This is a genomic window from Streptomyces sp. NPDC005393 (assembly GCF_040606675.1).
GTDB lineage: Bacteria > Actinomycetota > Actinomycetes > Streptomycetales > Streptomycetaceae > Streptomyces.
This window is the reverse complement of record NZ_JBEXFG010000017.1, coordinates 82,272-94,773: the sequence shown is the minus strand read 5'-3', so window position 1 is coordinate 94,773 and position 12,502 is coordinate 82,272. Positions and strand designations below refer to the sequence as shown.

Genomic DNA, 12,502 nt, shown 5'->3' with positions numbered 1-12,502 from the left:
ATTACGCCTGATGGCCTGCTCTGAAACCGGGTTCGACGGCACGGTTGCGATCATTTTCCGCACAGGGTTCACCCAGCGCGAGCTCAGGCGCAGGCCGATCCGTCGGGCGCGGCGCCCGCCGCACCGGGTCCAGGAGGAACCGCTGGGCGGCCAGCAGTACGGCGAGCGCCGCCATTCCGGCGGCCCCGGGGACCGCGAAACCCGGGCCGACGCCGCCGAGCTCGACCGCGGGCCCCGCGGCGGCCGTCCCGACCGCGTTGCCGACCACGAAGGTCGTCACCAGCCAGGAGAACGCCTCGGTGACCGTGCCGGAGGGGGCGTGGCGGTCGACGACCACGAACGCGCATGCGAGCGCCGGGGCCAGGAACACGCCCGCCACCCCGGCCAGGACGGTCATCGCGGCGACGCCCGGCACCAGCGTCAGCGGCACATAGCCGAGCGCGAGCGCGGCCACGAGCAGCCGCAGCCGCCGTTCGGGCGAGCCGGGCCACCCGCGCGCGCCGTAGACGACGCCACCGGCGAGCGCGCCCGCGCCGAGCGCGGAGAGCAGATAGCTGGAGACCATGCCGCCGCCGTGCTCGTCGGCGTACGCCACCGCGGCCACCGCGATCGCGCCGAGGGCGAGGCCGATGAAGAAGAACGAGCCGAGCAGCACCAGCAGCCCGGGTGAGCGCAGCGCGCCCAGCCAGTGCGCCTCGCGCGGCGCGGAGCGCCACCGCCGGGAGGGCTGCGACAGTACGACGGAGAGCGCGCCCATGATCCCGATCGCGTTGATCACCAGCAGCGCGGCCGCCTCCGACCACACGGCCACGACGAGGGTGACCAGCAGTGGGCCGAGGCAGAACATCACCTCCTGGGCCACGGCGTCCAGCGCGTACGCCGCGTGCACCTGGTCCGCGCGCCCCAGCACCCCCGGCCACAGGGCCCGCAGCCCGCCCTCCAGCGGCGGGGTGAAGAGGCCCGCGATGAGCATCGCGGCGTACGCCACGGGCAGCGGATCGAGCCCGACGAAGGCGAACAGCACCATCCCGAGCGCCGAGACCACGACGGCGGGGAACATCACGCGGGGCTGGCCGAAGCGGTCCACCGCCCGGCCCAGCAGCGGCTGCCCGATGGCGTTGCCCGCGCCGTAGACGGCCGACAGCGCCCCGGCGAGGGCGTAACTGCCGCCCTCGGCGCGCGCGAAGAGCAGCACGGCGAGCGCGGCGGTGGCGTTCGGCAGCCGCCCCATGAGCGTGCCGACGAGCAGCCGTGCCGCGTGCGGGGTGCGCAGCAGTTCCCCGTAGCCAGCCGCCATTGCCTGCCCCTCTCTGCGGGTCGCGATGCAAGTTTTACGTATAACGTCCGCCGTTATACGTACCATGGCCGCCAATCGCGGGTCCACCCGCGGTGGGCGGATCGCCGGAAGCGGCGGAGGGGAGCGAAGGCGATGGTGGCGAACGGGGCCGCTGAGAAAGGTCCCCCGGGAACCGGCCGGACGGGTGACGACGCGCCGGGCGGGGCCCGCCCGGCGGCGGGGCGGGCGACCAGCCGGGACGTGGCCCGCGTCGCGGGTGTCTCGCAGGCGACCGTCTCGCTGGTGCTCGGCGACAAGTGGCCCGGCCGGGTGTCCGAGCGCACCGCGCAGGCCGTACGCGCCGCGGCGCGCGATCTCGGCTACCGCCCCAACCTGGCGGCGCGCAGCCTCCGGCTGGGCCGCACCAGGACCGTACTGCTGGTCGTGCCCGCCCTGACGACCGAGTTCTTCGCGCGTGTCTACACCGGCGCCGCCCGGGTCGCCGCCGACCACGGCTTCGGCGTGGTGCTCTACCCCTCCCCCGAGGGCGTCGGCCCCGCCCGCGATCCCTTCGACTCGGCGCGCGCCTCGCTCGACGGGGTCATCGCCTCCTCGATGGCGGCCGACGCGCTGGCCGCGGTGCGCGGCGGCGGGCTGCCGCTGGTGATGCTCGACAGCGACCCGGACGACGCGGCCGCGGCGGCCACCGTCAACCTCGACATCGCCGACGGAGCCCGGCAGGCGGCGGAGCATCTGCTGACGCTCGGCCACCGCCGGGTGGCCCATCTCGCGGCCGCCGTGGACTCCTGGACCTTCCGGGTCCGCGCGCGGGCCCTGGCACAGGCGGTGAGCGAGGTCCCCGGCGCCGCCCTGCGCACCGAGCCGGCGGGGCTGAGCGTGGAGGAGGGCCGCCGGGCGGCCGAACGCGTCCTCGCGGGCCCCGGCCCCGGGCCCACGGCGCTCGTCTGCGACGACGACATCCTGGCGGCGGGAGCGTGCAAGGCGGCCCGGCGGCTGGGCCTGCGGGTGCCGGACGACGTCTCGGTGACCGGCTTCGACGATCTGGCCCTGGCCACGGCGGTGGAACCGGAGCTGACCACGGTCCGCCTCCCCGCGGAGGCTGTCGGCGCGGCCGGTATGCGGGCCCTGATGGCCGTCCTGGACGGCGAGGCGCCCCAGGACACGACCCTGCCGGTGGAACTGGTGACCCGGGGCTCCAGCGCCCCGCCCCCGCCCGGGCAGCCCGCCCGGCGCCCGTAGAAGCCCCCGCCGGCACGCCGACGCGCCCCGGCGGGGCCCATGGCCTGCCGGGGCGCGTCTCGGGCGGGGTGGGTTACTCCTCGGTCTCGCTCGCCTCGCTCGCCTCGGCCCCCTCGGCCGAGTCCTGCGAGCCGGTGGCGGCCTCCGACTCCAGGAGCCGGGACAGCTGACGGCCCAGGACGCGCTTGAACTTGCGCTGCTGGGGCCGGGTGCGGTCCAGGACCGCCACCTCGAGCTGCTCGGCGGTGAGGCTGCGCTCGCCGCCGTTGGTGTCGCGGGAGAGCGAGTCGAAGGCCAGCTTGAGGGCCTCGGCAAGGGTCATGCCGTCCCGGTGGCGCTGGTCGAGATAGCTGCTGATCTGGTCGGCGTTGCCACCGACGGCGACCGAGCCGTGCTCGTCCACGATGGAGCCGTCGTGCGGCAGCCGGTAGATCTGGTCGTCCTCGGGGCCCTCCCCGACCTCGGCGACGATCAGCTCGACCTCGTACGGCTTCTCGGCGGCGCTGGAGAAGATGGTGCCCAGCGTCTGGGCGTAGACGTTGGCCAGCCCCCTCGCCGTCACATCGTCACGGTCATAGGTATAGCCGCGCAGATCGGCGTAGCGGACGCCGCCGATGCGCAGATTCTCGAATTCGTTGTACTTACCGACCGCCGCGAAGGCGATCCGGTCATAGATCTCACTGACCTTGTGCAGCGCACGGGACGGGTTCTCCGCGACGAACACGATGCCGTCGGAATACTGCAGCACGACCACGCTGCGGCCGCGCGCGATGCCCTTACGGGCGTATTCGGCGCGATCGGCCATGGCCTGCTGAGGCGATACATAGAACGGCGTCGTCACCGGCTGTCCGTCCCTTCTGTCAATGGCGAATGCATTCCGGGTGTGCCGTTCCTTCAGAGCAGGGCGGCGCGGGGGCCGTCCGGCTCCTCGAGCCGCCGTTCATGGATGGCGCGGACGATCTCGGAAACCTGTTCGTCGCTGAACCTCTTGAAGCCGTCCTCGGTGACGGCCGTGACGAGGGGGTAAATGCGCCGGGCCAGATCCGGCCCGCCGGTCGCCGAGTCGTCGTCGGCGGCGTCGTAGAGCGCCTGGACGACGGCGGTGGCGGCCTCTTCCTCCGCGAGGTCGTCGCGGTAGAGCTTCTTGAGGGCGCCGCGGGCGAACATCGAGCCCGAGCCGGTGGCCGCGAAGCCGCGCTCCTCCGTGCGCCCGCCGGTGACGTCGTAGGAGAAGATGCGCCCCTTCTCCCGGTCGACGTCATAGCCCGCGAAGAGCGGAACGACGGCGAGGCCCTGCATCGCCATGCCGAGATTGCCGCGGATCATGGTCGACAGCCGGTTGGCCTTGCCCTCCAGCGAGAGGACGGTGCCCTCGACCTTCTCGAAGTGCTCCAGCTCCAGCTGGAAGAGCTTGACCATCTCCACGGCGATACCGGCCGTGCCCGCGATGCCGACGGCCGAGTGCTCGTCCGCGGGGAAGACCTTCTCGATGTCACGCTGCGCGATGACATTGCCCATCGTCGCGCGGCGGTCACCGGCGAGCACCACGCCGCCAGGGAAGGCCGCCGCCACGATCGTCGTGCCGTGCGGTGCCTCGATGGCGCCCTGCACCGGGGGAAGCGGACGGTTCCCAGGAAGCAGCTCGGGCTGGTGCGTCCCGAGGAAGTCCATGAAGGAGGAGGAGCCCGGCGTCAGGAAGGCAGCTGGTAGACGCCCGGTGCTACGAGTGTTGGCTTCCACGCGTTTCCTTCCGGATATGCGGCGGCACGCCGTATGGCATCCGCTCGGTCCTTGAACTGCCCCAATGCCGCATTGCAGTTGAAGCAGAGTACGCCACGGACCCTACCCGTCTCGTGGCAGTGATCCACATGGACCGCTGGAGCGGTCAGGCAAATCGCGCAAACGCCCATCTGCGACAAGATCTTGCCGTCCCGCTCGGCTTCAGTGATCCCGTACTCCCGCATGAAGTACGCGAGCCGGTTCTCAGCCGCTCGGCAAGGCTTGCAGCGAGTCGACAGGCCATCGGAAGCACTGGCGTTGCGGTCCCACTCGGCGTGTGGCTTGACCATCCCGCAGGCGCGGCACAGCTTGTGGCCCGAAGGGACCTCTACCTTCTCCCGCACGGCTTTGCCCGTGGCTTCCCGGCGGCGCCGGTAGTACCTGGCGCCGTATTCCGCCACGCACTCCCGACACCGCACCTGAAGGCCATCACGCCGATTCTTGTCCGCAGCGAAGGAAGCGAATGGCAAGGCCCGTTTACAGCCAGGACACGGCTTCCCTTCCGGGAAATCGGACATTTGGGCTATTCTCCACCTTTTTGCACGAAGCTTCGCACGAAATCTTCGGCGTTCTCCTCGAGCACGTCATCGATCTCGTCCAGCACGGAGTCGACGTCGTCCGAGAGCTTCTCCTGCCGCTCCTTGAGGTCCTCCGCGGCCTGTGCGTCCTGCGCCTGCTCCTCGACCTCTTCGGTCGAGCGCGACGCCTTCTGCTGACCGCCGCCGGTGTCCTTGGTCGCCATATCCCTCACCCCGCTCGGTTCGCCCGCATGGTTCGATCGGTCTCAAGATCAGACCCTACAATCCGGGTCTGCCATCGGCCTCCCACTTGCTACAACGCACGGAGGCCACCTCGATGATTCCCGGCCGGAGGCCATTTCAGCCGCCGGACAGCACCCGGACCAGGTCCTCGGCCGTACGGCACCGGTCCAGCAGCTCCTTGACGTGGTTGCGGGTGCCGCGCAGCGGCTCCAGCGTGGGGACCCGTTGCAGGGAGTCACGGCCCGGGAGGTCGAAGATCACAGAGTCCCAGGAGGCCGCGGCGACGTCGTCGGCGTACTGCTCCAGGCAGCGGCCGCGGAAGTAGGCGCGGGTGTCCTCCGGGGGCTTGTTCCGGGCCCGTGCGACGTCCTGGTCGGCCAGCAGCCGCTTCATCTTGCCGCGGGCCGCCAGCCGGTTGTACAGGCCCTTGTCGGGGCGTACGTCGGCGTACTGCAGGTCCACCAGATGGAGCCGGGCGGCGTCCCACTCCAGGCTGTCGCGCCGGCGGTAGCCCTCCATCAGCTCGCGCTTGGCGACCCAGTCCAGCTCGCCGGACAGGCTCATGGGGTCGCGCTCCAGCCGGTTCAGCACATCCTCCCAGCGGGTCAGGACGTCCCGGGTCTGCTCGTCGGCGTCGGCGCCGAAGCGGTCCTCCACGTACTTGCGGGCAAGCTCGAAGTACTCCATCTGGAGTTGTACGGCGGTCAGCGTACGGCCGCTACGGAGCGTGACCAGCTGGCGCAGGCTCGGATCGTGCGAGACCTGGTGCAGGGTGCGGACCGGCTGGTCCACGGCGAGGTCCACGGCGATGAAGCCGTCCTCGATCATCGACAGCACCAGGGAGGTGGTGCCGAGCTTGAGGTAGGTCGAGATCTCGGAGAGATTGGCGTCGCCGATGATCACATGCAGCCGGCGGTACTTCTCGGCGTCGGCGTGCGGCTCGTCGCGGGTGTTGATGATGGGGCGCTTGAGGGTGGTCTCCAGACCGACCTCGACCTCGAAGTAGTCCGCGCGCTGGCTGAGCTGGAAGCCGTGCTCATGACCGTCCTGGCCGATGCCGACGCGGCCGGCGCCGGTCACCACCTGGCGGGATACGAAGAAGGGCGTCAGATGGCGCACGATGTCCGAGAAGGCGGTCTCCCGCTTCATCAGGTAGTTCTCATGCGTGCCGTAGGAGGCGCCCTTGTTGTCGGTGTTGTTCTTGTAGAGGTGGATCGGCTGGGCGCCGGGCAGCTCGGCCGCGCGCATCGCGGCCTCGGCCATGATGCGCTCACCCGCCTTGTCCCAGAGCACCGCGTCCCGGGGATTGGTGACCTCGGGGGCGGAGTACTCCGGGTGCGCATGGTCGACGTAGAGCCGCGCGCCATTGGTGAGGATCACATTGGCCAGGCCGATGTCCTCGTCCGTGAGCTGGCTGGCGTCCGCGGACTCGCGGGCGAGGTCGAAGCCACGGGCGTCCCGCAGCGGGTTCTCTTCCTCGAAGTCCCAGCGGGCGCGGCGCGCCCGGTGCATCGCCGCCGCGTAGGCGTTGACAATCTGGGATGAGGTGAGCATGGCATTGGCGTTCGGGTGCCCCGGGACGGAGATCCCGTACTCCGTCTCGATTCCCATTACGCGCCGTACGGTCATGCGGCCCTCCTTGCCCGGCGCCGCCCCCGGGCGGGGTCGGCGCTCAAGTACCGCTGCGCTTCAGATCCGTCTGCGGCCCCCGATCCCCCACGCCGCGATACTGCGGTACCGAAGAGCCTAGAACGGCTTTGCGGTGCTGCGGAGATCATTTCAGTCATTGCTCCGGTCGGGCTCGTAGGGCTCGTAGGACTCGTACGAATAATTCGGTCCGAAAAGCGCATCCGGCTGCGGATGCCCCGTCCAGGACATCCGCAGCCGGACAGCGGTGTTACAGGTACTGACCGGTGTTCGCCACCGTGTCGATGGAGCGTCCCGTGTCCGCGCCCTGCTTTCCGGTGACCAGGGTGCGGATGAAGACGATCCGCTCGCCCTTCTTACCGGAGATCCGGGCCCAGTCGTCCGGGTTCGTGGTGTTGGGCAGGTCCTCGTTCTCCTTGAACTCATCCACACAGGCAGCGAGCAGATGGGAGACCCGAAGGCCCTTCTGGTTGTGGTCGAGGAATGCCTTGATGGCCATCTTCTTGGCCCGGTCCACGATGTTCTGGATCATGGCGCCGGAGTTGAAGTCCTTGAAGTAGAGGACTTCCTTGTCACCGTTGGCGTAGGTGACCTCCAGGAAGCGGTTCTCCTCGGACTCCGCGTACATCTGCTCGACAACCGACTGGATCATGCCGCCGACGGCGGCCTTCGGGGACCCGCCGTGCTCGGCGAGGTCGTCCGGGTGGATCGGCAGGGTCTGGGTCAGGTACTTCGAGAAGATGTCCTTGGCGGCCTCGGCGTCCGGACGCTCGATCTTGATCTTCACATCGAGACGGCCGGGGCGCAGGATCGCCGGGTCGATCATGTCCTCACGGTTGGAGGCGCCGATGACGATCACATTTTCCAGGCCCTCGACACCGTCGATCTCGGAGAGCAGCTGGGGGACGATGGTGTTCTCCACGTCCGAGCTGACCCCGGAGCCACGGGTGCGGAAGAGGGAGTCCATCTCGTCGAAGAAGACGATGACGGGCGTGCCCTCGCTGGCCTTCTCCCGCGCCCGCTGGAAGACCAGCCGGATGTGCCGCTCCGTCTCACCGACGTACTTGTTGAGCAGCTCCGGGCCCTTGATATTGAGGAAGAAGCTCTTTCCCGCGGGCTTGCCGGTCACCTCGGCGACCTTCTTGGCAAGGGAGTTGGCGACCGCCTTGGCGATGAGCGTCTTGCCGCAGCCGGGCGGGCCGTACAGCAGCACTCCCTTGGGCGGCCGTAGTTCGTGCTCCTTGAAGAGGTCGGGGTAGAGATAAGGGAGCTCGACCGCATCGCGGATCAGCTCGATCTGGTTTCCCAGACCGCCGATCTTGGTGTAGTCGATGTCCGGAACCTCTTCGAGGACGAGCTCCTCGACCTCGCTCTTCGGCACGACCTCGTAGACATAGCCGGACCGGGGCTCGAGCAACAGGGCGTCACCGGGGCGGATGGTGGTTTCCAGCAGCGGCTCGGCGAGCCGCACCACGCGCTCCTCGTCGGTGTGCCCGATCACCAGGGCCCGCTCGCCGTCCTCAAGGACTTCCTTGAGGGTGACGATGTCCCCGGCGCGCTCGAACTCCATGGCCTCGACCACATTGAGCGCCTCGTTGAGCATGACCTCCTGGCCGCGCCTGAGGTCGTCGAGCTCGACGCTCGGGCTGACATTGACCCGGAGTTTGCGGCCCCCGGTGAAGATGTCCGCCGTACCGTCCTCGTTCGCCTGCAGAAAGGCTCCGAAGCCGGCCGGCGGCTGCGCGAGCCGGTCGACCTCCTCCTTGAGGGCCACGATCTGGTCGCGGGCCTCACGGAGTGTGTTCGCGAGCCGCTCATTCTGTGCGGACACACCCGCCAGATTGGTCTGCAACTCGACGATCCGCTCTTCGAGAATCCTCGTGTGACGCGGAGAGTCGGCGAGCTTGCGGCGCAGGACGGCGATTTCCTGCTCGAGATAGGCAACCTGGCCGGCCGGGTCGTCAGACCCGCGCCCCGGCCGGATGCCGCGGTTGATGTCGTCGTCGTGGGCTGCCACGGTCCTCACCTCCTCCAAGGGGAGCTGGACGCTTCCTGACCCTACCTGGGCCGGTGCGGGTTGAAACCCCTAGATCACAAACCCGGTCGGCGTGTGTCCGATCTTCACCCTTGCGCACTCCCTCACGCCAGGTGAATACCCACCCAACAACATCGGAAAGCGAGCGGTTGTATCGTCGAGACGGTCAACACCCGCCAGGGCTGGCGATATTTAGACAATGTTGAATCACGTATCGAGGAACGGCAGGCGACGCACCGTGCGGAACGAGGAGCTCGGCGATCTTGAAGTGTGGATTGACCAGGACCTGTGCACCGGCGACGGGATCTGCGCCCAGTACGCGCCCGAGGTCTTCGAACTCGACATCGACGGTCTAGCCTACGTCAAGAGCGCCGACGATGAGCTGCTCCAGGACAAGGGCGCGATCGCTCCGGTGCCGCTGCCGCTGCTGACCGAGGTCGTGGACTCCGCCAAGGAGTGCCCCGGCGACTGCATCCATGTACGGCGCGCTTCGGACAGGGTCGAGGTCTACGGCCCCGACGCGGAGTAACGAATCACACACTCCCCGGAACCGGCAGTGCCTTCAGTACGAACTTGCCGTCCCGCCACTGCCAGTTGACCGTGCGCTGCAGATCCGGACAGCACCGCGGGACCCGGGTCGAGGAGTATCCCAGCAAGGTGGCCGAAACCTTCTTTCCGCGCACCCCGAAATCCCGGACGCTCATCCCTTCCTTGGGATCGACGAACGTGGCCACGACCCGGGGCGCGCCGCCCCGGCGTTCCGGCTGGCCGAGCACATAGACGCCGCTGGGCGGGGTCCCGGTCGCGGAGTGGCAGCGCACGACGGCGACGGTTTCCGGCCGTCCGTCGCCGTCCAGGTCCGCCGAGCCCCGGTCCAGCACATCCGGTTTCGCCTGCGGGCAGTCCATCGGATAGGCCGCGGCGCGCGGATCGGGGGCCGTCAGGCCCGGCAGAGCGCCGGTGCGCGGCGCGGAGTACGTGGTGGCCGTGGTGGCCTTGGCGTCCGAGGGCTGGAAGACCGAGGACCCGGCCATGACGGCGGCCACGGCGGCCGCGGTCGCGACCCAGTGCACCGGACGGGGGTGGGTGTGCGCGAGATCCGGGCCCAGAGGCTGCACGCGGGACGACTCCATGTGAGAGCTGCGGTGGGGGGTGTCCCGCATGGTGCCACATCTCACAGCGGCGCGGCCACCGCCCCGCACGGGGAAATCGGTGGCCGCGCCGAGCCGTTGAACGCGGGATGAGCGGCGGTGGCGGTCAGCCGTTCCCGGACGGGGCGTCGGGGGCGCCGGAAGCGCCCTGCTTGCCGCCTGCCGCGTCCGCGGCGCGGGCGTCCTTGCCACTGCCGTAGCCCGCGTAGTCCTCGCCGTACGCACCCTTGGCAGGCCTGCGACGGCGCAGCGGCGGCTCCACGCCGTCCGCGAGGCGGCGGGCGGTGAGCAGAAAGCCGGTGTGGCCGATCATGCGATGGTCGGGCCGTACCGCGAGGCCCTCGACGTGCCAGGTGCGGACCATGGTCTCCCAGGCCGACGGCTCGTTGAAGGTGCCGTGCTCGCGGATGGACTCCACGGTGCGGGCGAGCTGGGTGGTGGTGGCGACGTACGCGCACAGGATGCCGCCGGGGACGAGCGCCTTGGAGACGACCTCCAGGCACTCCCAGGGGGCGAGCATGTCCAGGATGACGCGGTCGACGTCGGTGTCGGACAGATTGTCCTGGAGGTCGCCGACGGTCAGCCGCCAGGCCGGGTGCGGGGCGCCGAAGTAGCGCTCGACGTTCTGGGAGGCGATCTCGGCGAAGTCGGCCCGGCGCTCGTAGGAGTGCAGCATGCCCTGGTCGCCGATGGCCCGCAGCAGGAAGGTGGAGAGCGAGCCGGAGCCGACGCCGGCCTCGACGACACGTGCGCCGGGGAAGATGTCGGCCATCGCCAGGATCTGCCCCGCGTCCTTGGGGTAGACCACGGCGGCACCGCGTGGCATGGACAGGACATAGTCGGGGAGCAGGGGACGCAGCGCGAGATACGCGACGTTTCCCGTGGTACGCACGACAGTTCCCTCGGGGGCACCGATCAGCTCGTCATGGGGGAAGGATCCCTTGTGGGTGTGGAAGTTCTTCCCGGCCTCGAGCGTGAAGGTGTAGTGGCGTCCCTTGGGGTCGGTGAGCTGGACCTGGTCCCCGACCTGGAAGGGCCCGCGACGGCGGGCGGCACCGGTCGGTTCGGACATGTGAACAGCCTACCGGTCTCCCACCGGTGCCCAGGACCGGCGGGCTCCTTCCCATGCCAGACCGTGCCTGGTCCGGGCGAGCACCGAAGGGCACGCCCCTGCCGAAAGAGGGGGCACCTTCCAGCGGCAGCTGGGGAAGAGACCAGCGTCGGAACGGGGGCAGTATCGCTATGCGGCTTCGCCGCGCGGGCAGCAGAGCGCAGTCTTGAGGAGCGTCGGCAGGGGGGACGAGCGCCCGGAGGCAAGCGAGCCTCAGGAAGGCGGCGCGGAGGGCGTGCGGGCCATGGCGGCCACGAAGGCGCGCTCGACGTCGGCCGTGGAGAGCACGCCGTAGATCTCGCCGGTCTCCTCGACCACCAGATACTCGGTGGCGGGGGTGGCCCGCAGGGTGTCCAGCAGCTCCTCGCCGGTGAGCTCGGCGGAGACCCGCATACCGTCCTTGAGGTCCTGGGCGAGGCCGCTGACCACGACCCAGGGGCGGCGGTGCTCGGGGATCCCGACGATGGCCGCCTCGCGTACGACGGCGGTCGGGGTGCCGTGGCCGTCCACGACGACGAGGGCGCGGGCCCCGGCCTCGTTGGCCCGGCGCAGCGCCTCCGAGAGCGGGGTGTCGGCCTCCACGGGGACGGCGCGCCGGGTGAGCGTACGGGCGCGCAGATCCGGCAGGCGCTCGCGCAGCCGGGCCATGCGCAGGCTGTTGCCCGCACCGGTCCAGATGATCGCGGCGAGTATGGCGGCGAGCAGGGCGTCGGTGAGCGAGTCGACGCTGCCGAAGCTCTTGGGCTCGTCGCCGAGCCCGCCCGCCTGGGTCAGCATCGGCAGTCCGACGAGGACCGCGACGGCGAGGGCCCGGCCGCTCCACGCGGCGGCGACGGTGCCGGTCATGGGCCTGCCGCTGATCTTCCAGACGACGGCGCGCAGCATCCGGCCGCCGTCCAGCGGCAGACCGGGCAGCAGATTGAAGGCGGCCACGATGAGGTTGGACATCATCAGGCCGGCGAGTAGCACCCCGGGCACCGTGTCGGGGTCCACGACCAGCATCCCGAGGTAGAAGACGCCCGAGAGGACCAGCGAGAGCAGCGGGCCGACGAAGGCGAGCACGAACTCGCGGCCGGGGGTCTCGGACTCCTTCTCGATCTCCGAGACGCCGCCGAAGAACTGCAGCTGGATCCGGCGCACCGGCAGCTTGAAGCGGAGCGCGGCCACGGTGTGGGCGAGCTCATGGACCAGTACGGAGGCGTAGAAGGCGACCGCGAAGAAGAGCGAGACCAGATAGCGGGCGATGCCGAGCCCGGGCAGCACCCGTTCGAGCTGGCCGCCGAAGACCCAGGTGATGAGGGCGGCGACCAGAAACCAACTGGGTGAGACATAGACCGGCACACCGAAGGGCCGGCCCATCAGGAATCCGCCACCCACCTCGGGTGGGCGCCGCGGCTTGTCGCCCTCGGGCTCGGTCGTGCGGTCCGCTCCCCCGTCGTCGGACTGCCGCTGCCCGCTGTTGTCCACGGTGTCCCCTCGTCG

General features: G+C 70.0%; 12 protein-coding genes. 2 read left to right on the top strand and 10 right to left on the bottom strand.

Annotated elements, in window-relative coordinates; translation table 11 throughout:
- Position 1: 1 nt before the first annotated feature.
- On the bottom strand, positions 2-1,297 hold the full coding sequence (locus ABZS71_RS17020) for an MFS transporter (protein ID WP_356210833.1): 1,296 nt from the start codon (positions 1,295-1,297) through the stop codon (positions 2-4).
- 132 nt (positions 1,298-1,429) lie between these two features.
- Between ABZS71_RS17020 and ABZS71_RS17015 the strand changes: the two genes are divergently transcribed.
- Complete coding sequence (locus tag ABZS71_RS17015; RefSeq protein ID WP_356210831.1) at positions 1,430-2,536, top strand: LacI family DNA-binding transcriptional regulator; 1,107 nt, start codon at positions 1,430-1,432, stop codon at positions 2,534-2,536.
- 73 nt (positions 2,537-2,609) lie between these two features.
- Here the strand turns inward: ABZS71_RS17015 and prcA are convergent, their stop codons facing one another.
- The 6 genes from prcA to arc all read right to left on the bottom strand — a co-directional run bounded on the left by prcA (position 2,610) and on the right by arc (position 8,740).
- Positions 2,610-3,377, bottom strand: a complete 768-nt coding sequence (gene prcA, locus ABZS71_RS17010; RefSeq protein ID WP_355844145.1) for a proteasome subunit alpha — start codon at positions 3,375-3,377, stop codon at positions 2,610-2,612.
- A 53-nt stretch (positions 3,378-3,430) separates the two neighbouring features.
- On the bottom strand, positions 3,431-4,276 hold the full coding sequence (gene prcB / locus ABZS71_RS17005) for a proteasome subunit beta (RefSeq protein ID WP_355844148.1): 846 nt from the start codon (positions 4,274-4,276) through the stop codon (positions 3,431-3,433).
- Positions 4,228-4,833, bottom strand: a complete 606-nt coding sequence (locus ABZS71_RS17000) for an endonuclease VII domain-containing protein (RefSeq protein ID WP_356210829.1) — start codon at positions 4,831-4,833, stop codon at positions 4,228-4,230. Before ABZS71_RS17000 ends, prcB begins: the two co-directional genes overlap by 49 nt.
- Before the next feature lie 5 nt (positions 4,834-4,838).
- Complete coding sequence (locus tag ABZS71_RS16995; protein WP_030839228.1) at positions 4,839-5,057, bottom strand: ubiquitin-like protein Pup; 219 nt, start codon at positions 5,055-5,057, stop codon at positions 4,839-4,841.
- 136 nt (positions 5,058-5,193) lie between these two features.
- Positions 5,194-6,705 (bottom strand): depupylase/deamidase Dop, encoded by a 1,512-nt coding sequence (gene dop / locus ABZS71_RS16990; protein ID WP_355844156.1) that lies wholly within the window; start codon positions 6,703-6,705, stop codon positions 5,194-5,196.
- A gap of 268 nt (positions 6,706-6,973) precedes the next feature.
- On the bottom strand, positions 6,974-8,740 hold the full coding sequence (gene arc, locus ABZS71_RS16985) for a proteasome ATPase (RefSeq protein WP_355844159.1): 1,767 nt from the start codon (positions 8,738-8,740) through the stop codon (positions 6,974-6,976).
- A 217-nt stretch (positions 8,741-8,957) separates the two neighbouring features.
- On the opposite strand from arc, the gene ABZS71_RS16980 reads away from it, so the two are divergent.
- Entirely contained in the window at positions 8,958-9,287 is a 330-nt protein-coding gene (locus ABZS71_RS16980) for a ferredoxin (RefSeq protein WP_356210826.1), read from the top strand.
- 4 nt (positions 9,288-9,291) lie between these two features.
- Here the strand turns inward: ABZS71_RS16980 and ABZS71_RS16975 are convergent, their stop codons facing one another.
- The 3 genes from ABZS71_RS16975 to ABZS71_RS16965 all read right to left on the bottom strand — a co-directional run bounded on the left by ABZS71_RS16975 (position 9,292) and on the right by ABZS71_RS16965 (position 12,487).
- Positions 9,292-9,876: a hypothetical protein gene (locus ABZS71_RS16975; RefSeq protein WP_356210824.1), complete on the bottom strand. Its 585-nt coding sequence runs from the start codon at positions 9,874-9,876 to the stop codon at positions 9,292-9,294.
- A 139-nt stretch (positions 9,877-10,015) separates the two neighbouring features.
- Positions 10,016-10,981 (bottom strand): tRNA (adenine-N1)-methyltransferase, encoded by a 966-nt coding sequence (locus tag ABZS71_RS16970; protein ID WP_355844168.1) that lies wholly within the window; start codon positions 10,979-10,981, stop codon positions 10,016-10,018.
- A 252-nt stretch (positions 10,982-11,233) separates the two neighbouring features.
- Entirely contained in the window at positions 11,234-12,487 is a 1,254-nt protein-coding gene (locus tag ABZS71_RS16965) for a site-2 protease family protein (protein ID WP_355844171.1), read from the bottom strand.
- Positions 12,488-12,502: the final 15 nt, after the last annotated feature.

Excerpts from the sequence above, each read along its gene's own strand:
- ABZS71_RS17020 (WP_356210833.1), bottom strand. The coding sequence starts at position 1,297 with ATGGCGGCTGGCTACGGGGAACTGCTGCGCACCCCGCACGCGGCACGG.
- ABZS71_RS17015 (WP_356210831.1), top strand. The coding sequence starts at position 1,430 with ATGGTGGCGAACGGGGCCGCTGAGAAAGGTCCCCCGGGAACCGGCCGG.
- ABZS71_RS17000 (WP_356210829.1), bottom strand. The coding sequence starts at position 4,833 with ATGTCCGATTTCCCGGAAGGGAAGCCGTGTCCTGGCTGTAAACGGGCC.
- ABZS71_RS16995 (WP_030839228.1), bottom strand. The coding sequence starts at position 5,057 with ATGGCGACCAAGGACACCGGCGGCGGTCAGCAGAAGGCGTCGCGCTCG.
- dop (WP_355844156.1), bottom strand. The coding sequence starts at position 6,705 with ATGACCGTACGGCGCGTAATGGGAATCGAGACGGAGTACGGGATCTCC.
- ABZS71_RS16980 (WP_356210826.1), top strand. The coding sequence starts at position 8,958 with ATGTTGAATCACGTATCGAGGAACGGCAGGCGACGCACCGTGCGGAAC.
- ABZS71_RS16970 (WP_355844168.1), bottom strand. The coding sequence starts at position 10,981 with ATGTCCGAACCGACCGGTGCCGCCCGCCGTCGCGGGCCCTTCCAGGTC.